This window comes from Streptomyces sp. NPDC059003, from assembly GCF_042740445.1.
Lineage (GTDB): Bacteria > Actinomycetota > Actinomycetes > Streptomycetales > Streptomycetaceae > Streptomyces.
Genome location: NZ_JBHYJH010000045.1, coordinates 22,930 through 43,810 on the forward strand (window position 1 = coordinate 22,930; position 20,881 = coordinate 43,810).

19 protein-coding genes are annotated in these 20,881 nt (G+C 70.4%); 5 read left to right on the forward strand and 14 right to left on the reverse strand.

Going from position 1 to position 20,881, the window contains the following annotated elements; translation table 11 throughout:
• Positions 1-8 precede the first annotated feature (8 nt).
• Together ACFWZ5_RS18020 and ACFWZ5_RS18025 are read right to left on the reverse strand one after the other, a co-directional pair.
• The gene (locus ACFWZ5_RS18020) at positions 9-320 is read right to left on the reverse strand and encodes a pore-forming ESAT-6 family protein (protein ID WP_384791745.1); all 312 of its coding nucleotides are present in this window, start codon (positions 318-320) and stop codon (positions 9-11) included.
• Positions 321-405: 85 nt separating this feature from the next.
• The gene (locus ACFWZ5_RS18025) at positions 406-735 is read right to left on the reverse strand and encodes a hypothetical protein (protein WP_384791748.1); all 330 of its coding nucleotides are present in this window, start codon (positions 733-735) and stop codon (positions 406-408) included.
• Between the two features lie 345 nt (positions 736-1,080).
• On the opposite strand from ACFWZ5_RS18025, the gene ACFWZ5_RS18030 reads away from it, so the two are divergent.
• Both ACFWZ5_RS18030 and ACFWZ5_RS18035 read left to right on the forward strand, forming a co-directional pair.
• Positions 1,081-1,533 carry a GNAT family N-acetyltransferase gene (locus ACFWZ5_RS18030; protein ID WP_384791751.1) on the forward strand — a complete coding sequence of 151 codons (453 nt, stop codon included), beginning with the start codon at positions 1,081-1,083 and terminating at the stop codon, positions 1,531-1,533.
• A 106-nt stretch (positions 1,534-1,639) separates the two neighbouring features.
• Complete coding sequence (locus tag ACFWZ5_RS18035; protein WP_384791754.1) at positions 1,640-2,056, forward strand: cupin domain-containing protein; 417 nt, start codon at positions 1,640-1,642, stop codon at positions 2,054-2,056.
• A 175-nt stretch (positions 2,057-2,231) separates the two neighbouring features.
• On the opposite strand, the gene ACFWZ5_RS18040 is transcribed toward ACFWZ5_RS18035, so the two are convergent.
• The 11 genes from ACFWZ5_RS18040 to ACFWZ5_RS18090 all read right to left on the reverse strand — a co-directional run bounded on the left by ACFWZ5_RS18040 (position 2,232) and on the right by ACFWZ5_RS18090 (position 12,054).
• A complete protein-coding gene (locus ACFWZ5_RS18040; protein ID WP_384791756.1) occupies positions 2,232-2,903 on the reverse strand; it encodes an OmpA family protein in 672 nt (223 codons plus the stop codon).
• Between the two features lie 3 nt (positions 2,904-2,906).
• On the reverse strand, positions 2,907-3,500 hold the full coding sequence (locus tag ACFWZ5_RS18045) for a hypothetical protein (RefSeq protein ID WP_384791758.1): 594 nt from the start codon (positions 3,498-3,500) through the stop codon (positions 2,907-2,909).
• A gap of 32 nt (positions 3,501-3,532) precedes the next feature.
• A complete protein-coding gene (locus ACFWZ5_RS18050) occupies positions 3,533-4,135 on the reverse strand; it encodes a pilus assembly protein TadG-related protein (protein ID WP_384791761.1) in 603 nt (200 codons plus the stop codon).
• An 11-nt stretch (positions 4,136-4,146) separates the two neighbouring features.
• The gene (locus tag ACFWZ5_RS18055; protein WP_384791842.1) at positions 4,147-4,326 is read right to left on the reverse strand and encodes a hypothetical protein; all 180 of its coding nucleotides are present in this window, start codon (positions 4,324-4,326) and stop codon (positions 4,147-4,149) included.
• A 272-nt stretch (positions 4,327-4,598) separates the two neighbouring features.
• Positions 4,599-5,489, reverse strand: a complete 891-nt coding sequence (locus tag ACFWZ5_RS18060) for a DUF5936 domain-containing protein (RefSeq protein ID WP_384791764.1) — start codon at positions 5,487-5,489, stop codon at positions 4,599-4,601.
• A gap of 19 nt (positions 5,490-5,508) precedes the next feature.
• Complete coding sequence (locus ACFWZ5_RS18065) at positions 5,509-6,456, reverse strand: type II secretion system F family protein (RefSeq protein WP_384791767.1); 948 nt, start codon at positions 6,454-6,456, stop codon at positions 5,509-5,511.
• Positions 6,457-6,475: 19 nt separating this feature from the next.
• Positions 6,476-7,819: a CpaF family protein gene (locus ACFWZ5_RS18070; RefSeq protein WP_384791770.1), complete on the reverse strand. Its 1,344-nt coding sequence runs from the start codon at positions 7,817-7,819 to the stop codon at positions 6,476-6,478.
• A gap of 7 nt (positions 7,820-7,826) precedes the next feature.
• The gene (locus tag ACFWZ5_RS18075; protein WP_384791773.1) at positions 7,827-8,171 is read right to left on the reverse strand and encodes a TadE/TadG family type IV pilus assembly protein; all 345 of its coding nucleotides are present in this window, start codon (positions 8,169-8,171) and stop codon (positions 7,827-7,829) included.
• A gap of 203 nt (positions 8,172-8,374) precedes the next feature.
• Complete coding sequence (locus tag ACFWZ5_RS18080) at positions 8,375-10,009, reverse strand: CpaE family protein (protein ID WP_384791776.1); 1,635 nt, start codon at positions 10,007-10,009, stop codon at positions 8,375-8,377.
• A gap of 301 nt (positions 10,010-10,310) precedes the next feature.
• Positions 10,311-11,021, reverse strand: a complete 711-nt coding sequence (gene cpaB, locus ACFWZ5_RS18085; protein WP_384791779.1) for a Flp pilus assembly protein CpaB — start codon at positions 11,019-11,021, stop codon at positions 10,311-10,313.
• 130 nt (positions 11,022-11,151) lie between these two features.
• Positions 11,152-12,054: a hypothetical protein gene (locus ACFWZ5_RS18090; RefSeq protein WP_384791782.1), complete on the reverse strand. Its 903-nt coding sequence runs from the start codon at positions 12,052-12,054 to the stop codon at positions 11,152-11,154.
• A gap of 261 nt (positions 12,055-12,315) precedes the next feature.
• Between ACFWZ5_RS18090 and ACFWZ5_RS18095 the strand changes: the two genes are divergently transcribed.
• Together ACFWZ5_RS18095 and ACFWZ5_RS18100 are read left to right on the forward strand one after the other, a co-directional pair.
• A complete protein-coding gene (locus ACFWZ5_RS18095; protein ID WP_384791785.1) occupies positions 12,316-16,584 on the forward strand; it encodes a glycosyl hydrolase family 18 protein in 4,269 nt (1,422 codons plus the stop codon).
• 165 nt (positions 16,585-16,749) lie between these two features.
• Positions 16,750-17,781 carry a chitinase gene (locus tag ACFWZ5_RS18100; protein WP_384791788.1) on the forward strand — a complete coding sequence of 344 codons (1,032 nt, stop codon included), beginning with the start codon at positions 16,750-16,752 and terminating at the stop codon, positions 17,779-17,781.
• Positions 17,782-17,890: 109 nt separating this feature from the next.
• Here ACFWZ5_RS18100 and ACFWZ5_RS18105 read toward each other — a convergent pair whose 3' ends face one another.
• Complete coding sequence (locus ACFWZ5_RS18105) at positions 17,891-19,231, reverse strand: Nramp family divalent metal transporter (RefSeq protein WP_384791791.1); 1,341 nt, start codon at positions 19,229-19,231, stop codon at positions 17,891-17,893.
• A 284-nt stretch (positions 19,232-19,515) separates the two neighbouring features.
• Between ACFWZ5_RS18105 and ACFWZ5_RS18110 the strand changes: the two genes are divergently transcribed.
• Positions 19,516-20,862, forward strand: a complete 1,347-nt coding sequence (locus ACFWZ5_RS18110; protein ID WP_384791794.1) for a M14 family metallopeptidase — start codon at positions 19,516-19,518, stop codon at positions 20,860-20,862.
• Positions 20,863-20,881: the final 19 nt, after the last annotated feature.

A 20,881-nucleotide genomic window follows, 5' to 3' on the forward strand; every position in this document is an offset into this window, starting at 1 on the left:
CCGCGCGCTCAGCCGATGTTGTTGACCGCGGCCCGCGCCTTCGCCAGCGTCGTCTGCGCCGTCCCGTCGTTGTCCTCCAACGTGGACCGCACGAGGCGGATGATCTCCCGCACCTCGTTCGCCGCCTTGTTCCAGCGCACTTCCTTGCCGTGGTACTCGTCCGACACACCGTCGGCCTGATAGTCGGCCATCGCCGCCTTCACGGCCCGGTCGCGGTCACCGAGCACCCGCTCCAGCTGACCGATGACGATGTGCAGACTGCCCTGTACGTCGGCGGAGGCACCGGTGTCGTACGAACGCCGGTCCTGATTCCCAGCCATGGCAAAACTCCCCGTATCACCCGTATCAATGGAATGGGCCGAGCGGGGTCACCCCAGCACCCCAGCCCCTGTCGCACAGCGCCGATCAGCCGGAGAAACGGGCCGCCTGGAAATTCGCCGCCCCCATGTTCCGGCTGGCGTTGTCCGACTGCTCCTGCGTGCCCGTCCCGAACGCCTCGTCCATCCCGGCCTGACCGCCCAGAATCGACTGCAGCGAACCATTCAGCGCCGCCGTGATCTCATCCGCCCGCAGCTTGAACGAATCGAACGTCGCCTTGCCCGCCCCGTTGAACTTCCCCTCCAACGGCTCCGCCGCCGACACCAACGCCCGGATCAGCGCGCCCAGATCGTCACTGGACCCCGACGTCTGCTTCCCCAACGTCGCAAGCGTCGTCTCACCCATGTCGAACTTCACGAACCCACACCCCCGCATCAGCTCTCGCCAGGAGCAACCCCGTCAGGCCGCCCACCACGCCTCACGCTGCGCTCAGGTCGCGCGGCGCAGCGCACCGAGCATCCTGTCCCACAAGGCATTGCAAGCGCAACGAAGTTGAGGCCACCGGTGACGTGATCTCGCCGCGGGGGATCTCACACCTGCGGAACGTTCACACAGGTGCCTTGCCGAGTTTCCACCTCGCTGCGGGCCGATATCGACTCCCGTGCACGTGCGCTGTGGCCGAAACAGTGCGTCACCCTCTGGGTACGGTCGCTGCTTATTCGAAAGGGCCGCACGGCGGGCCCGCCGGATAGCCTGCGCCGCATGCCTTCACACCCGTTCGTACCCGACGACTTCATCGTCCCCCTCGCGCTCACCGGCGACGGCTTCCGCCTGGAACCGCTCGGGCCGCAGCACAACGACGCGGACCACTCCGCCTGGACGTCGAGCATCGACTACATCCGGTCCACCCCCGACTTCCAGGGCGGATGGCCGCCGCCCGGCGGCATGAGCCTCGCCGAGAATCTGCGCGACCTGGAGCGGCACGCCGTCGACTTCGCCGAGCGGCGCGGGTTCACGTACACCGTTCTGGAGGAGCCGGGCGGGGACGTGATCGGGTGCGTGTACGTCTATCCGTCGCGCGACGACGCCGGGGTCGCCGACGTGCGGTCGTGGGTGCGGGCCGACCGCCGGCACCTGGACGCGGCCGTCCACGAGGCCGTCGCCGCCTGGCTGGCATCGGACTGGCCCTTCGAGAAGGTCCGGTACCGGCCGTAGGCGTACGCGCCTTGCCATTATAGCAACAACAGTTGCGGCTCCGGCCGCGGTGGTCGCAGCCTGATGACCGACGCAAGAGCGTCAACAACCCTCAGGAGGCCACACGATGACCACCCACACAGGCAACGGGCCGCTGAACAACCGCGTCCACCACGTGCGAGCCGGTGAGCTGGACGGCAACACCGCCATCAGCGGCGGCACGGTCGGCTCGAAGAAGCTCTGGATGGGCCTGGTGGAGAACGCGCCGCTGAGCTCGACGGACAACCACCACCACGGCGAGTCGGAGGCGGGGATCTATGTGGTCAGCGGCCACCCCGTGTTCGTCTTCCACGACGGCACGGAGGAGGTACGGATCTCCGCCGGTCCCGGCGACTTCCTGCTCGTCCCGCCGTTCGTCCCGCACCGCGAGGAGCACCCCGACCCGGACGAGCCCGTGGTCGTCGTGATCGCACGGACCACGCAGGAACCCATCAAGGTCTCCGTGCCCGAGCTCTACCAGCTCGAGGAGACGGGCGCGCGGTAGGCGAGGGGAGCGGTCTCCGGCGGCCGCGTCGCGTGCTTCCACTCCTCGTGGTCGAGGCCGCGTTGGCGCGGCGCCGCCCTGACGCGCATGATGCCGAGCAGGCGCTGCTGGTCCGCGCTGAGGTTCCCGGCGGCCCCGGGAGGCGGACCGGCGCCTGGCCCGGCTGAGGCGTGCGTCAGCCGCCGCCCTCCGCCGTGGCGCCGCCGGACGCGCCGGACGCGCCGCGCGGGAACGACACCTCCACCCGGCGGTTCTTCTTGCGGCCCTCCTCCGAGCCGTTGTCCGCGATCGGGTAGTCCTCGCTGTAGCCGCGTACGGAGTACGTGACCTCCGGCCCGAGGAAGCTCGCGAGCCTGTCGTGGACGGCCTCGGCGCGGTCCTTCGACAGCTTCTTGCCGTGGCCGTACGTGCCCAGGTTGTCCGTGAAGCCGAAGACCCGGACGTCCGTCGCCTTCTGCACCTTCGCCTCGTCCGCGATCGCCTTGATGCGGGCGTTCGCCTCGGGGTTGAGCTTCGCGCTGTCCTTGGGGAACAGGACCTCCGCCTGGAGCGCGAACTTCACGTCCGTGTTGGTGTCCTCACGCCGCTCCTCGCCACCCATGTCCTCGACGACGGACTTGATGTCAAGCACCTTGGCGGGGGCGAGCGTGGCCCCGTCCGCGAGCTTCAGGCCGGGGCTGTTGGCGTCGACTTCGGGGGGTGGGGAGGTGGTGGTGGAGCCGGGGGGTGCGGAGGGGTCGTCGTCGGCCCAGGCGGGGGTGGGCAGGAGGAGAAGTACGGCGGCGAGGGAGGTGGCCGTCGTCGTGGCGAGAGCTCCGCGTCGAGCGCGCCTTCGCGGGTGAGCCATGGGTCACTCACCCTCGCTGAGCTCGATGGGGGCCGGAGGCATCGTCGGTACCTGCAACTGCACCTTGGTGGTGTCTTCCGGAGGTGCCGGGAACTGGGCGAACCAGTCGGCGGTCTGGTTCTGGTTGATGCCGCCTTCGAACTTGGTGCACAAGCACCGGCCAGTGGTGTCCCGCAGCACGAGGTACTTCTTCTTGCCCTCCGGGTCCACGATGGCCGCACCGGCCAGCGACCCGCCGTTCTTCTTGAGCTCGGTCTCGTCACTCCGCCATTCGCTGGCGACCCAGATCCCCGACGTCCCGTTGGTGACCTTGCCGCTGATGGTCAGGAAGCCGCCTTCGTCCCGCTGGGCCGAGGTGACTGTGAGCGTGATGCCGTTGCTCCTGACCTCTGCCAGCGTCTCGTTCGACGCGGTGTCGTCCTTCTCGTTGCCGTCGTCGCCCGCGTCCTTGGCGGGCTTCGATGCAGACGACTTCTCGTCGGACTTCGAGTCGTCGTCCCCGCCTCCGCCGCAGCCGGCCACCGTGAGGACCAACCCAGTCGTGATCGCCACCGCGGTCATTGCCCTGCGGGTCTTCATGGTGCGCCGAAGCTTCATCTCAACGGCTTCCTTTACTCGTTGGTCGCTTGTCAGTCGGCAAGGTGCACGGAGAACAGCACGGACGCGTCCGGCAGGTCGTCCGGGTCAAAGTCGTCCGGGTCGATCTCTATGGGGTCATCCTCGCCGTCGCAGATGAACTCCACGGCGTCTTCCGCGTCATCGGGCGCACCGGCATCGCAGCGGGGCCTGATCACAGCGGTCGCTGAGGCCTTGGCGTGCTGCGACTCCGTGCCCGGGATGATCGAGTCGCCCACCGTGTAGTTGGTCGTGACCTCCGCTCGGAAGCCGGGGAAGCCATTGACTTCCGCCGCGCCGAAGCCCGTGACCTTCGAGTCGTTCTCGGCGGCCAGCGCGTCAGCCGCCGCCTCGGCGCCTTCTCCCTTGAACAAGTCCCCGTCGAGCCAGTCCAGCCACTCGTCGCCCTCGCCGGTGCCGATCGCCTTGCCCAAGCCCTCGACCAGTTCGTCCCTGGCATCCTGCGCGGCCGCCAACGCCGCCGCGTCCGCCGCTGATTGTGCTCCGTTCCGCGCGGATGCGGCTTGGGCGAATGCGAAGAACGCGAACGCAGCGAAGAGCAGGATTCCGGTCAGCCAGATATATATCGGTAGCGTCTGTCCGCGATCGCTCCGCAAGTGGCGGCGGGTCAGCCTCCGATGACGTCGTTGACCGCGTTGCCGATCGCCTGCGAAATCTTGCCGTCCAAGCCCAACTGATCGATGAGCGTGTAGATCCCGGCAATAAGAATCATCAACCCCGCATACTCCACGAACCCCGCCCCCCGGTCCGCGTCCCTCCCCGACATCCGGCTCACCCGGGAAGCCATAGTCAGCGTCCACGTCACCCACGCCCCCAGCAAGCGATCCTTCAGCACGACGGACGACCCTTCTCTCCGACCCAGTACCCATCCCAGTACCGCTGCCCATACCGCGACCGACGCCACTGTCGCCAGGGGCAAGGTACGCCACAACACGTGCACCGGCAGAGACTCTGCGCATCCAACGCCCGTGCGGGCAAGCAAGTTGGCCAGTTCTCTTCCCTCTCGGCGAGGTCGGCATGCGCCGCCGCCGGGCCCGGGGCCGCACCGCGCGCACCCCGCTAGTCCCCCAGAATCGAGCCGAGGTCCGATCCCGAACCCAGGAACATGCCGGCCGCGATGAGGATCATCGTGGCCGGGAGCATGAAGACGAGCGTGACCATCGTCGCCTTGGGGATGGTCTTCGCGGCGCGGCGGCGGGAGTTCTGGGCGTCCGTGCGGCGCATGTCCGTGGCGAGTTGGATGAGGGTCTCCGCGATGGGGGAGCCGAGTTCCTCGCCCTGCTGGAGGGCGGAGACGAACTGGGCGACCTGTTCGGACGCGTTGCGGCGGCGCAGCTCGTCGAAGGCCTGGCGGCGACTGACGCCCATGTCCATCTGGCGCAGCGTGATGCGGAGTTCGTCGGCCCAGGGACCCTCGTACTTCTCCGCCACGCGGTCCAGGGCCTGGCGGAAGCCGAGGCCCGCCGAGACGACCACCGCGAGGACGTCCAGGAAGTCGGGGAGCGTGCGGTCGATGACCTCGCGGCGTTCGCGGATGGCCTGCCAGATCAGGGCGTCCGCGGCGACCGCCCCGAAGACCAGGGTCATCGCGCCGAAGAGGGGCTGGCCGTTGGTGAGGAAGACCAGGCCGAGGACGACGCCGAAGGCGCCGTAGACGGCGCGGCGGGCGGCGTAGCGGTCGATCGTCAGGCCGCCCGGGTTGCCCGCCATGTCGATGCGACGGCGCTTCGCGGCCACCCGCTTCGGGCCCATCATGCGCAGGACCAGCGGCGCGAACCGCATGCCCAGGCGGTCCACCGCCCCGCCCGCCGTCGAGACCCGCGAGGCACCGACCTCCAGGGCGACCGCCAGGTCCGGCGGGAGCTTGGCCTCCGCGCGGTACATGCGGATGCCCTGGCAGACGCCCGCGACGGCCAGGGCCATCAACGCGGCCAACCCCAACGCCAGCACCGTATCCTCAACTCCCCTCTCAGACCTCGATCTTGCCGAGCCGTCGGATCACGAAGAAGCCCACCGCGTAGAGACCCAGCGAGATCAGGATCAGGGTCTGGCCCAGCGGGGAGCCGGTCACGCGCTCCAGGGCGCCCTCGTTCGAGGAGTTGATGAGCAGCAGCGAGCCGAGGCCGAGGAGCGGGACCGTGAAGGCCGTGGCGTGGACCTCCGAGAGCATCGTGCGGACCTCGCGGCGGGTCTCCTTCCGGTCCTCCAGGGTCTGGGTCAGGTTCCTGAGGGAGCTGACCACGGAGCCGCCCGCCTTGTTGGCGAGGACCAGGGTCGTCACGAGGACTATCAGTTCCCGGGACGGGAGGCGCTGGGCCAGCTCCTCCAGCGTGTCGTCGATCGAGCGGCCCAGGGTCAGCTGGTGGGCGACGTGGGAGAGTTCCTCGCCCGCGGGGGCTTCCAGCTCCTCCGCCGCCATCGCGAGCGACGTCCGCAGGGCGAGGCCCGCCGCCGTCGCGTTCGCGAGGATGCGGGCCACGTCGGGGAGCTGGTTGATGAACGCCTCGATGCGCTTCTGGCGCTGCCAGTTGAGGAAGATGACGGCGCTCCAGACCGCCACGACGCCCGCGATCGGGCCGAAGAACGGGGCCAGGGAGGCCGCCGCGATCAGCCACAGGGCCGCGACGACGGCCATGACGTACGTGAAGAACTCGCCGGGCGTCAGGTCGAGGCCCGTCGCCGACAGACGCAGATGGAGCTCGCGGCCCAGACGGGTGCGGCGCAGGCGGCGGTCGACGGCGGTGAAGCGGCGCCTGCGGCCCCCGGGCTCCAGGTCGCCCGCGGTGCCGTCGGCGGACAGGCGGTCCACCAGGGCCTGGTTCTTCGCGCGCCCGGACGCGTACGTCTGGAGGCCGGCGACGGCGAGCGTGCCGGTGAGGAGGGTGGCTCCCAGGGCCAGGAGCGTGGGGTTGTTCATCGGGTGTCCTGTGCTCTCCTCAGCCGATCGCTTCGCGCGTGTTCAGTACGTCGATGGCCTCGGCCACGCCGTAGGCGGGCGGCACCGGCTCGCCCGCGACATACAGCCGCTCGGCGACGGGGCGCGGCAGGGGCAGGTGCTCGAAGAAGCCGTGGACGACCCGGTCGGGGCCGACCGGGTGCGGGATGAAGCGCGTGACGGGCGCGATGCGGAACTGCTGGCGCCCGTGCGAGACCAGGAGCACGATTTCGGCCACCTTGCGGGAGCCGTCGGCGTGCCGGGCGAGCTGGACGACCACGTCCACGGCCGAGTTGATCTGGTCGCGCAGGGCCTCGAAGGGGACCTGGACCTCCGACATGGAGCCCAGGGTCTGGAGCCGGGTGAGGGCGTCCTCGGCCGTGTTCGCGTGGACGGTCGCGAGGGAGCCGTCGTGGCCCGTGGACATGGCCTGCAGCATGTCGAGGGTCTCGCCGCCGCGGACCTCGCCGACGATGATGCGGTCGGGGCGCATGCGCAGGCTGTTGCGTACGAGGTCGCGGATGGTGATCTGGCCCTTGCCCTCCACGTTCGGGGGCCGCGACTCCAGGCGGATCACGTGCTCCTGCTGGAGCTGGAGTTCCGCCGAGTCCTCGATGGTGATGATGCGCTCGTGGGCGGGGAGCAGGCCGGAGAGCGCGTTGAGCAGGGTGGTCTTCCCCGATCCGGTGCCGCCGCTGACGATGATGTTGAAACGGGCGCGGACGAAGGCCGCGAGCAGCATCAGCATGTGCTCGTCGAGCGAGCCGAGGCCGATGAGTTCGGGGAGCGTGTACGCGCGCGGGAAGCGGCGGATCGTGAGGGTCGCGCCGGTGAGGGCGAGCGGCGGGATGATGACGTTGACGCGCTCGCCCGTGGGCAGGCGCGCGTCGACCATCGGGTTCGACTCGTCCACGCGGCGGTTGACCGTCGAGACGATCCGCTCGATCGTCTGCATCAGCTGGTCCTCGGACGCGAAGCGCAGCGGCAGCTGCTCGACGCGGCCCGCGCGCTCCACGAAGATCGAGTCGGGGCCGTTGACCATGATCTCCGTGATGGAGGCGTCGGCGAGGAGCGGTTCCAGTACGCCGAGGCCGAGGGCCTCGTCGACGACGCGGCGGATCAGATGGGCCCGCTCGGACGCGGACAGGACCGGGCCCTCGCGGCTGATGATGTGGCCGAGCACCCGCTCCAGGCGGACCCGGCGGTCGGCCGCCGTCAGGGACGACATCTCCGCGAGGTCGATCTCCTCCAGGAGCTTCGCGCGGTACGTCGCCACGAGGCTGTCGTCGCGGCTGGGGGTGGTGGCGTCCGCCGGGGACGACGCGATACGGGAGCGCAGGCTCATGCGGGCGTCAGCCTCCTGTCTCGGGGCCGTCGGGGGTGTCGTCGTTCGGCATCGTCGCGGACTTGGTGACCTGCCAGTCCGTGTCGATGAACGGGAGGAGCGTGGGTACGTCGACGGTGACGGTGGCGGTGGTCGTGTCGCCCCCGTCGGAGACGCTGACGTCCGCGGTCAGGCCGCTGTCCATGGCGTCGTGGCCCGCCGCCTCACCGCCGCCCTCGCCCTGCGACGCGACCCGGGCCGCCGCACGGGCGCCGGAGCCCGCCTGGTTGGCGGCGTACCCGACGAGGCCGAGCTGGATCGCGGCGAGCCCTACGAGCAGGAGGATGGGGAGGAAACCGGCGAATTCCAGCATGGAGACGCCTTTGTCGCCGTAGGCGCGCTGCCGGGTATGGGTTGCCCTCTTACCGGCGGGGCGCCCGGCGCGTGGGCGGCAACCGTCGCCGCCGCTGCGCGGCTTCTCCCACCCGCCCGCCCATAACCCTCGTCCCCGGCGAGACCGACGAGCACGGACAGGACCGGCAGCAGGCGGCCGGCGCCGCCCGCGCATCTGGGTCGTCATCGCGTATCCGCCCTCTCATCCGCCGCCCCCGCCTCCGCCTCGACCGTCCAGCCCGTCTCCACCCCGGGGAAGAACACCGGGACCTCGACGTCGACGGTGGCCTTCATGACGTCGCCGTTCCACGCGCACGAGATCGCCGCGTCCTTCCAGGCGCCGGGCAAGTGCTTCTTGCCCGCGCTCTCGCACGCCCCCGCGTAGTCGCCGTCCACCGCGGCCGCCGCCGTCGCCGCGCGCGCCGCCTCGTCCGCCGCGTTGCCCGCGAGGGAGTACGAGTAGCCGTACAGCGTGCACTGCCAGAGGATGCCCATGACCACGAGGAGCAGCGGGAACATCCCGGCGAATTCGAGGGTGACGGCGCCGCGGTCCGAACGAACCCCCTCGCCCCGGGACCGCCGCAGGGAGATCCCGCCCTTCTTGCCGCCCCCGGTCGCCGCCTCGACGTCCACCAGGCCCAGCTCCCCCGCGAGCCCCCACAGCCCCTGCTTGACCGTCGACTTGGCGTCGAGGTCCTGGAGGCGGCCCGCGTCCACGGGGGCCTGGAGCTCCTTGGGGGCGTCCGGCACAGTGACGCGGGCGGTACGGGTGCCGGTGACGCGGGAGACGAGGGACGGCTGGATCTCGGTGCCGCGCGCGTGCCGGTTGACGACCGTGACCGTCTCCTCGGCCTTGCGGATCTGGAGGCGGTCCCACAGCCGGACCATGCGTTTGGCGGCGCGCACAGCCACGACGTCGGGGGTCACGAGGAGCAGGGCCTGGTCGGCCATTTCCACGACGGTCGCGCTGGCCGTCGTGACGTAGGTGCCGCAGTCGACGACCACGACGTCGTACCGCCCCCGCAGCGCGTTCACGGTCTGGCGGGCGACGCGGTCGGTGATCTCCTCGGCGCGCTCGCCCTCGGAAGGGGCGAGGAGGAGGCCGACGCCGGTCTCGTGGGCGTACACGGCGTCCTGTACGACGCGTGGCGTGATGTCGCTGATCGAGGCGAGGTCGGCGACGGAACGGCGGAACTGCACGTCCAGGTACGAGGCCACGTCGCCGGACTGCAGGTCCAGGTCGAGCAGGGCGGCGCTGCGGCCGGACGCCTGGGTGGCGAGGGCGAGGTGGACGGCGGTGAGGGTGGTGCCGACGCCGCCCTTGGCGCCGGTCACGGCGATGACCTGGCCGCCGCCCGCGGGGGCCGCGCCGGGCCCGCCGCCGTACAGCTCGACGGCGGTCGTGCCGAGGTGCCGCCGCATGCCCGTGGACCAGGCGGCCGCGGCCTGGACGCGCTCGGCGAGGGCGTCGTAGGCGAGCGGGAAGGTGACGATGCCGCGGGCGCCGCAGTCCATCGCGGCCGTCAGGAGGGCCGGGCTGGTGTCGGCGGTGACGAGGACGACGCCCACCGCGGGGAAGCGCAGGACCAGGTCGCGGATCAGGTCGAGGGCCGGTACGGGGCCGATGCGCTCGTGGACGAGGACGACCTCGGGGAGCTCGTCCAGGGACTCGGCGGCCAGGTGGGCCAGGGTGTCCATGAGCGCCGTGGAGTCCGTGACCGGCGCGGCGGGGTCCACGTCGGGAAGCTGGGCGGCGAGCCCGGTCAACGCGCGAGCGGCGTCCACGTCGGCGACGGCGGGCAGAATCCGGGTGGTCACGCGTCTCCTCCCCCGGCTGCGGTGTTCGCGTGCTGGGGCGGGCGCGGCAGGCGGGCGCCTGGACGCGCCGGCGCGCCCGCAGGTCCGCGGCGGGGTGCTCCCACCCGCTCGCCCACGACCGGCCGCTCCGGCCGCTCCGACCGCACCCCCGCAGCCACAGCCGCAGCCGCGCCCGCAGCCGCCGACGGCGAGCAGCCCCCACCAGCGACGTCCACCGTCCGGGCGAGAGTCACGGGCGGGCGGGTGGGAAGGCATCCCGTCCACCGAGCCGCACCACGCACAACACCGTCCACGGCGCCCCCTACTTGTCCTCGTCCAAGGTGTACGTACGATCGCCGCGCGGAACGTCCGCGTCGGCGCCCCGCCCGACCAGGGCAAGCCGCACGTGCGACGCGAAGGACTCCGCGTACGCGACCCGCTGCGCGTCCCGCGTGCCCAGGGCGAACGTGATCGGCACCGCTTCCTCGGCGCGCCGCCGGCTGCGGTCGTCCCGGTCGGGGTCGAGCGCCGTCAGCTTGCCCACGTCGATGACCTTCGCGTCCTCCACGATGACCTTCGACTGGTCCTTGCCCCGGTCGGTCTCGGCCTTGAACGTGGCGTAGATGTTGACCGTGGACCCGGGCGTGATCTTCCCGGCGACGCCGGTCGCGGCGTCGATCATGATGGCGATCTCCTGCTGGCCCGGCTCCAGGCGCGGCCGCTTGACGATCATGTCGGTCTGGAGCAGCGAGCCCTTGCGCAGCTGGGTGACGGCGATCTTGCCGCGGATCTCGCGGAGGCTGGTGACGGCGTTCTCCGAGAGCCAGCGCTCGGGCATCTCGACCTTCTTGAACTGGTCGGGCTCCAGCTCCTTGTAGGGCGCGATGTCCGACTTGAGTTCGTACGCGGCGACCTCGGGCCCGACCTTCGAGTTCACGTCGCGGATCACCGAGAGGACCCCCGCGAAGGCGCCGATCGCGCTCAGGCCCGACAGGACAAGGAGGATGACACCTCGGCGCTGGCGTGAATTCATGGGCGGGACTACCTACCTCGATCGTGCGACGCGTGCATACGGCTACGGACAGTGAACGGGGTGGTGCGTGCGGGGCGGCCGCGCGGGTACGGGCAGGGGGCACCGCGTACGCACGCGCCGCGGCGGGGGGCTATGTCGCGCCCCGGGGCAGCGCGCGTGTGCCCGCCGGCTCCACCGCCGGGACGGAGGCCTGGGCGGCGGGTGCCGGCGGCAGCGGCGCGGCGCAGAACGCGCAGCGGTCACCGATGAGTTCGAGACCGCACCAGCGGCAGTCCTCCCTCCGCACGGACGACACCAGCTGGTAGAGCACGGAGATGTCCGGGATGGCCGCGGCGAACTCGACGAGCTTGCCGGTGGCCCACCAGCGCGCGGACTCGGCGGGCAGGCGCACGTCGGTGGCGCCCTGCACCTGCCAGGCGGGAGCGAGCGTGTCGGTGACCCAGCCGGTCGGCAGCTGCCCGGCGGCGTACAGCATCTTCGTACTGAATCCGGGCCCGGACGGCACCGCGTCCCCGGCCGCCTTCACGAGCTCGGGCTCCGGCGTGGCGAGCACCCCGAACTGCGCGCCCGGCACCCAGGACTTCGTGTGCGCCTTGAGGGTGACGGGGACGCGGTCGAGCTTGGCGACGGAGCCGAGCAGGGCGCCCGCGTAGATGTAGTGGCTGAGGAGCCTGGCGGCGCTGGCCAGGACTCCGGGGCTGAAGTCGCAGATGGACAACTGCCGCAGCTGGAGGGCGAGTACGGCCAGGCCGAGCGGAGGGAGTTCGCTGCGGATCAGCGCGATGCGGTCGCTCTCGAGCACCGAGCGGACGGCGTGCAGGCGGTGCCGGACGCCGTCGGGCGCGGACGCGGGGCACAGCACGATCACGTACCCGTGGTACTCGATGAGCGTGTGCATCTCGGTGAGCGCCTGGTCGAGGGAGTACGTCTTCGGGGACCGGACGGCGCTCTGCAGGACGGCGGCGGACGGCGTGTGGCGGTCGGGCGAGGGCAGCACCAGATCGGGGCTGGTGACGGCTATCGCGGTCGGCATGCGCACACCCCCGGCTCCGAGTCCTCACGCTTCCGTCCGCACGCTCGCGTTCACGTGCGCTTCTGACTGTGCACCATATCCAGGCAGGGGCCCTGCCAACACCCAACTCCTCACTGTTCACTTGACGGTTGTCGTGATACGTCCGCTTCCCGGTGGCGTTCATGGGACGTTGACCGGCCGGTGATCGGCCGCTGCGATCCTCCGCGCGGGCGCGTTCGCGCCCGGACCAGGCACGAGGAGATACGAGGAGAGGGGACCCCTGTGCGCGTGAGACGCACGGCGGCCGGGTTGTGCACGGCGCTGGCGCTGGCCCTGCTCGCGACCCCCGCGGTCGCGGACGACGGACCGAGGAGATCGACGAAGTCGCAGGCGCCGGGCAAGCCGGACGGGCCGGACGGGCCGAAGCGGCCCGACCGGCCCGACAAGCCGCGGCGGCCCGCGGCGGCGAAGGCGACCGGGGGCGCGGCGGCCGCTCCGGCGACGACGGCCACCGAGACCATGGCGGACGGCGACGAGGGGCCGCCGACCGACGGGAAGTTCTACGTCCAGAACGTCCTCAGCGGCTACCACATGTCGGCCTCCAAGGAATGGGTCGCCACCCACCGGCCCAAGGGCGACGAGGACGCCGCACAGTGGGAGTTCTCCCGGAACGCCAACGGCACGTACAAGATCAAGAACCCGGACGTGGACGGGAAGTGCCTGACGGAGAAGAACAACCCGGAGGGCGACGCCCGCCTCGTCATGGGCGCCTGTGACGCGGAGAAGACGGACTGGGAGTTCCGCCTGGACAAGGGCGAGAAGTACCAGATCTTCGTGCCGGGCACGAACCGCAGGCTGTGGGGCGAGCCGGTCATGGACTCGCCGATGCAGGTGAAGATCACCGAGAAGGACCTCACCAACGACAGCTGGTACGTCACGCCGATCAACCCGCCGAAGTCGCCGATGCCGGCGGATCCGACGCTGGACGACATGACGTTCCTGACGACGCACAACGCGTTCTACAACCAGGAGGACGCGAGCGGCGGCGCCCCCGTGCCCAACCAGTCGCACTCCATCAAGAAGCAGCTCAACAACGGTGTGCGCGGGCTGATGCTCGACGCGGGCTATATGAACGGCCGGGTGCGGATGTGCCACGGCGGTGTCTGTCTGCCCACCGGGCAGACCATGTCGACGGTCTTCACCGACATCGCCGACTTCCTGAAGGCGAACCCGAAGGACATCGTCACGGTGATGCTGGAGGACTACACCGAACCCGAGGACCTGCGCGACGAGGTGGGCGACGACCTCGGCCCGGGCGGTCAGCTGGACGGGCTTGTCTTCCGACCGGACTCCGAGCGCTGGAACGTCAAGGAGAAGGGCTGGCCCAAGGTCTCCGAGATGGTGCGGGCCGACAACCGGCTCCTGCTCTTCACCGGCAAGACGGACAAGAAGGACCTCGGGTTCATGTTCTACAAGGACTGGACCGTCGAGAACTACTGGTCGATGGGCGGCGCGACCGGGAACTCCGACTGGAGCTGCTACAGCCGGTGGGACGACTACCCCATGAGCGGGGAGGAGAAGAACTTCCGTCGGCTGTTCACCATGAACCACTTCCGGGACAGCGCGATCGGCGTCACCCCGGGGAACGACAACTCCAAGGTGCAGAACAGGGCCGAGCGGTTCTGTGCCCCCGCCGCCCGCAAGAAGCCGAACTTCGTGGCCGTCGACATGTACCAGGACGGCGACCCCATGTCCGCCGTGAAGGACATGAACACGTACACCTACCACGGCGACACCCCCGGCATGGGCGGCACCCCCGAGACCCCGCCGTCCACCGGCGGCGCCGGTGACCCCGTCGACAACGCCGCCGACGACCGCTCCGCCAAGCCCTCCACGTCCGGCCCGCACGAGCGGTGCCGTCCCGAGGGGCTCGCCGCGACGAAGGGCGTCGACACCCCGTACTGCAAGGTGTACGGCGACGACGGGCGCGAGTGGCTCGGCGGGAACGGGCACGACAAGCGGGTCGTCGGCTACTTCACCGGCTGGCGCACCGGTGCCAAGGGCGATCCGCGCTACCTGGTGAAGAACATCCCCTGGTCGAAGGTGTCGCACGTCAACTACGCCTTCGCGAAGGTGGACGACGGCAACAGGATCTCCGTGGGCGACACCTCGGACCCGGCGAACCCGGCCACCGGCATGACCTGGCCGGGCGTGCGCGGGGCCGAGATGGACGACTCGCTGCCGTACAAGGGCCACTTCAACCTCCTCACCCGCTACAAGAAGAAGCACCCGCAGGTGAAGACGCTGATCTCGGTGGGCGGCTGGGCCGAGACGAAGAACTTCTACACCATGGCCACGAACGCGGACGGCTCGGTCAACCAGGCGGGCATCGACACGTTCGCCGACTCGGCGGCGGCCTTCCTGGACCGGTACGGCTTCGACGGCGTGGACATCGACTACGAGTACCCGACCGCCCTGCCCAACAGCGGCAACCCGGCCGACTGGCAGCTGTCCAACGGCCGCCGCAAGGGCCTCCAGGCGGGCTACAACGCGCTGATGAAGACGCTGCGCGCGAAGCTGGACCGCGCGGGCGCCGACCAGGGCCGCTACTACCTGCTCACGTCGGCGGGCTCCGCCTCCGGCTATCTGGTGCGCGGCTACGACGCCGGACAGGCCCTGCAGTACCAGGACTTCGTCAACGTGATGTCGTACGACCTGCACGGCTCGTGGAACAAGTACGTCGGCCCGCAGGCCCCGCTGTACGACGACGGCAAGGACGCGGAGCTGGCGGCCGCGAACGTCTACGGCGAGAAGGAGTTCGACAGGACCGGGTACTTCAACGTCGACTGGGCGTACCACTACTACCGGGGCGCGCTTGCGCCGGGCCGCATCAATCTGGGCGTGCCGTACTACACGCGCGGCTGGCAGAACGTGACCGGCGGCTCCGACGGCCTGTGGGGCACGTCGCAACTGCCCGACCAGGGCCAGTGCCAGCCGGGCACCGGCACGGGCAACGGCGCCAAGACGGAGTGCGGCCACGGCGCCGAGGGCATCGACAACGTCTGGCACGACCTGGGCACCCGCGGCGAGGAGGTCGCGTCGGGCTCCAACCCGCTGTGGCACGCCAAGAACCTCCAGGCGGGCGTCACGCCCGGCTACCTCTCCTCGTACGTCGACACCGGCAAGGAGTCGGGCAGGCTCAAGGGCACGTACGCGGAGAAGTACGACGGCACGCTCAAGGCGTCGTGGCTGTGGAACGCCGAGAAGAAGGTGTTCCTGTCCACGGAGAACGACGCGTCGATCGACGCCAAGGCCCAGTACGTGAAGGACCAGGGCATCGGCGGCGTCATGCTGTGGGAGCTCGCGGGCGACTACACCAAGCGCGGCAACGGCGAGTACGGCATGGGCTACGACGTGACGAGCCGCCTCGACGACGCGCTGCACGGCTCCGGCGGGTACCGGACCTCGCGGGCCGGTGACACCGAGCTGCCGGACGACGTGGTCGACGTGACGGCCGAGTTCGTCGACTACCCGACGGCCGAGGGCGACCTGTGGCCGATCCAGCCGAAGCTGCGGATCAGCAACAACTCGGGCAGGACCCTGGGGCCCGGCACGGAGATCGCCTTCGACCTGCCCACGACCACCTCGCCGCTGCTGAAGGACGAGGGCTGGACGGAGCTGAAGGACGCGGTGAAGCCCGGCAGGTCCGGGCCCAACGTCGGCGGTCTGAAGGCCGACTTCCACCGGGTGACGCTCAAGCTCGGCTACTGCGAGTCCGTGCCCGCGGGCAAGTCCCACGACATCGGCCTGAAGTACTGGCTGCCGGTGACCGGGCCCGCGAACGTCACGGTGTCCACCGGCGGCCACACCTACGGCTCGGTCCAGGACGGCCGCAAGGGCACGACGACCGTCGAGCCCGATACGGGCGGCGCCAAGGACTGCGGAGCACCCGAGTGGAAGAAGGGCACCGCGCACGGCAAGACCGTCGGCCGGGTCTGGGCGGCCTGGGACAAGGGCGACAAGGGCTGGCAGTTCGAGTACCAGGGCGGCCTGATGGACCACCACCGCGGGGAGTCGCGGGCGCACCTGATCGAGCCGATCAACGGCGAGAACAACCAGCTGTGGAGCCCCAAGCCGGCCGGTGGCGGCTGGTACACGATCGGCAACGCCGGCAAGTGCCTGACCGCGGCCGGGGCGCGCGAGGACATCAGGACGGCCGCCTGCGGCGCGTCCGACGCCCAGAAGTGGCACTTCGTCTCCGTCGACCCGGCCACGGGCGCGGAGGGCGGCCCCGCCGCGCCCGCCCACGGCAAGCTCTTCACGCTCCGCTCGGCGACGGGCAAGGACGTGGAGGCGGAGTTCGGCGCCACCGCGCCGGGCACGCACCTCTGGGGCGGCAACACGGCGGACCCCGCGACGGGGGCGTACGTGGCGTGGAAGGGCCACTACTGGGCGGCGTCCTGGTACACGACGGTCGAGCCCGGCACGCCGGAGCGGGACAGCCAGGGCAAGGAGGTGTTCCCCTGGCGGAGGCTGGGGCCCACGCCGTGACGGGCCGGCCGGGGAAGTGAGTCGGGAATCCCGTCCGGGGCGCGCGCTCCGGGCGGGATTTTCCTTGAGGCCTTGACAAGTCCATTGGTCTGGACCAGCTTGTACGACCAGCGGTGGCCACCGTTTTCCCACCTCCCTCCTCAACTCCCCCCACGGAGGCAGAAGATGGACCGCTCACGCAGATCGAGGCGCCGGCTGAGGGGCGCCCTCGTCGGTGGCCTCGCCGCACTCGGGCTCGCCCTCACGGGCCTCGCCACCGGCGGCACGGGCAGCGCCGACGCACAGGACACGCGGGACCTCGGGACCCGCGCCGTCCCCAAGCACGCCGTCACCGGCTACTGGCAGAACTTCAACAACGGCGCGACCGTGCAGAAGCTCAGCCAGGTCCAGGACCAGTACGACATCATCGCCGTCGCCTTCGCCGACGCCACCGGCACGCCCGGGAAGGTGACCTTCAACCTCGACTCGGCCGGGCTCGGCGGCTATACCGTCGCCCAGTTCAAGGCCGACATCAAGGCCAAGCACGCGGCGGGGAAGTCCGTCGTCATCTCGGTCGGCGGCGAGCGCGGCGCCGTGTCGGTCAACAGCTCGGCCGCCGCCACGAACTTCGCGAACTCCGTGTACGCGCTCATGCAGGAGTACGGCTTCGACGGCGTCGACATCGACCTGGAGAACGGCCTCAACGCCACGTACATGACCCAGGCCCTCAAGTCCCTCGGCCAGAAGGCAGGACCGGGCTTCGTCCTGACGATGGCGCCGCAGACCATCGACATGCAGTCGACGAGCAACGCGTACTTCAGGACGGCCCTGAACGTGAAGGACATCCTCACCGTCGTCAACATGCAGTACTACAACAGCGGGGCGATGCTCGGCTGCGACGGCAAGGTCTACGCGCAGGGCTCCGTGGACTTCCTGACGGCGCTCGCCTGCATCCAGCTGGAGGGCGGCCTCGCCCCGTCGCAGGTCGGCATCGGCACGCCCGCCCAGCCGCGGGCCGCGGGCTCGGGCTACGTCTCCCCGACCGTGGTGAACAACGCCCTGAACTGCCTGGCCCGCGGCACCAACTGCGGTTCCTTCAAGCCCTCCAGGACCTACCCGGGCGTCCGCGGCGCCATGACGTGGTCGACCAACTGGGACGCGGCGAACGGCAGCGCGTGGTCCAACGCGGTCGGCCCGCACGTACACGGCCTGCCGTAACTCCCACCGACACTCCCACCGACCCCCCACCCCTGGCGCAGCGCCGCCGCTCCCCCGGCGGCGCTGCCGCACGTCCGCGTACATCCGCGTACAGCCGTGTGCAGAGGGCCTACCAGGGCAGCTCCCGCACCTGCTGCACGCACAGGACGATGAAGAGGAGCCCCGCCGCCGCCAGCATCACGTTGCTGACGATGCCGTTGCGCCACTGTCTCGGCGTGCGCGAGGAGTTGAGCAGCCACAGCAGGGTCAGGGCGAGGAACGGCATGAAGAAGGCGCCGAGCACGCCGTAGAAGACGACGAGGCCGAAGGGCTGGTCCAGGAAGAGCAGCCCGATGGGCGGGAAGGTGAGCCAGAGGAGGTACGCGCGGAACGGCAGCGACTTCTCCCGCTTGCCCGCGGCGACCTCGGCCACCATCTCGCCGCCCCCGCCGCCGTCCCCGCTGCCCCGCATGAGGCGCCGCTCCTTGAGGATGCGCTCCACGAAGTCCGCGAACATCAGGCTCACGCCGTGCCACACGCCCATCAGGGCGCCGAACGACGTGGCGAAGAAGCCGATCAGGAAGAGCTTCGCGGTGACCGTGCCGAAGCGGTCCTCCAGGACGTCGCCGAGGTCGATCAGGCCCTTGTCGCCCTTGGCGAGGGCGATGCCCGACGAGTGCAGGAGCTCGGCGCCGATGATCAGCATGGCGACGACGAAGATGCCGGTCGTGATGTACGCGACGCGGTTGTCGAGCCGCATCACCTTGAGCCAGGTGATGTCGGTCCAGCCCTTGGAGTTCACCCAGTACCCGTACGCGGCCATGGTGATGGTGCCGCCGACGCCGCCGATCAGGCCGAGGGTGTAGAGCAGCGAGCCGTCCGGCAGGGCGGGCGCGAGCCCGGCGAGCGCGTCGCCGAGGTCCGGGGACACCCTGATCGCCACGTACACGACGATCAGGAACTTCATGCCGATCACGACCGTCATGACCTTCTCGAAGACGGCGTACCGGTTGAACCAGACGAAGGCGAGGCCGAGCAGGCCGCAGATGACCGCCCAGGTCTTCAGGCCCGGCCCGCCCGGCCAGAGCGCGACGAGGGGCAGTGCGCTGGACGACATGGCCGTGGCCCCGTACACGAAGCCCCAGACGACGACGTACCCGGCGAAGTAGACGGTCGTCCAGTGGCCGAGGCTGCGCCAGCCCTCGAAGAGGGTGCGCCCGGTGGCCAGGTGCCAGCGGCCCGTGGCCTCCGCGAGGGAGATCTTGACCAGACAGCCGATGATCGCGGCCCACAGCAGGGTGTAGCCGAACTTGCTGCCCGCGATGAGGGTGGCGACCAGGTCACCCGCGCCGACGCCGGTGGCGGCGACGACGATGCCCGGGCCCACGTACTTCCAACTGGCCTTGCGGAGCCGGGTACCGCCCGTGCCGGTACCGACGTCCTCGATGTCACCGCCTGTGGTTTCAGCCATGCGATCAAGAAAGCGCATGGGTACGTGGTGCACAAGGGGTCGTACGCGGGGTGTGCGGCGCGCACGCGCTCGGGGGTGTCGCGGAGTGTGTCTTGGGGCGTCGCCGTTCACACAGCTCACCCACAGTCGACTCAAAGCGGCATTGACGAGAACATGCCAGTCCCCCACCATGGGCCTGCTCACCCGCACATCCGCGCAATCTGCGCACCCGCGCACCCGCGCACCCGCGCACCCGCACCACATGCGTCGCAATGCACCGCCCCCCCACCCCCACAGGAGCATTCATGCGACTTCGCATACGCGGAAAGAGATCAGCGGCCCTCGCCGCCGTGCTCGCCCTCGCGGTCGCCGCGCCCCTCAGCGCCAACGCGTCCGACGCGTCGTCCCCTTCGGCGAAGAAGGCGGCGGCCGCCACCGCGGCCGACGAGAACGTCCGCCAGTACTCCATCCCCGGCCCTTCGACGCCCGCGTCCCGCACGGCGATCGCCGCGGCCGGCGTGTCCATCGACGAGGCCGACGACCACGCGGTGGTCGTGACCGCGGACGCGGCGCAGGCCAGGAAGCTGCGCTCGCTCGGGTACACCCTCAAGGAGCTGCCCGCCCCGCCCAAGCGCACGGGCGGCGAGCCCGTCCGGGTGCGGGACTTCCCGCCCGCCGACTCCCGCTACCACAACTACGCGGAGATGACCGCGGAGATCGACCAGCGCCTGCAGCAGTACCCGAACCTGATGCAGAAGCGCGTGATCGGCAAGTCGTACCAGGGCCGCGACATCGTCGCCATCAAGATCAGCGACAACGTCGCGACGGACGAGGCCGAGCCCGAGGTCCTCTTCACCCACCACCAGCACGCCCGTGAGCACCTCACCGTGGAGATGGCCCTCTACCTGCTGCGCGAGCTCGGCGCGGGGTACGCGACGGACGCGCGGATCAAGAAGATGGTCGACTCGCGCGAGATCTGGATCGTCCCCGACGTCAACCCCGACGGCGGCGAGTACGACATCGCCACCGGCTCGTACCGCAGCTGGCGCCTGAACCGCCAGCCCAACTCCGGCGGCGCGACCGGCACCGACCTGAACCGCAACTGGGCCTACAAGTGGGGCTGCTGCGGCGGTTCCTCCGGCACCCCCGGCTCCGAGACGTACCGCGGCCGGGCCGCCGAGTCCGCGCCCGAGGTCAAGGTCGTGGCCGACTTCGTCCGCAGCCGCGTGGTCGGCGGCAAGCAGCAGATCAAGGCGGGCATCGACTTCCACACGTACAGCGAACTGGTCCTGTGGCCCTACGGCTACACGTACGCGGACACGGCCCCCGGCCTCACCCAGGACGACCGCGACGCCCACGCGGCGGTCGGCCGGAAGATGGCCGCGAGCAACGGCTACACCCCTGAGCAGGCCAGCGACCTCTACATCACCGACGGCACCATCGACGACTGGCTCTGGGGCAACCAGAAGATCTTCAGCTACACCTTCGAGATGTACCCGTCGTCCGCGGGCGGCGGCGGCTTCTACCCACCCGACGAGGTCATCGAGCGCGAGACCTCGCGCAACAAGGACGCGGTGCTCCAACTCCTGGAGAACTCGGACTGCATGTACCGGTCGATCGGGAAGGAGCAGCAGTACTGCTCGGGTAGCTGACGGCGGTCAGCGCGATCCG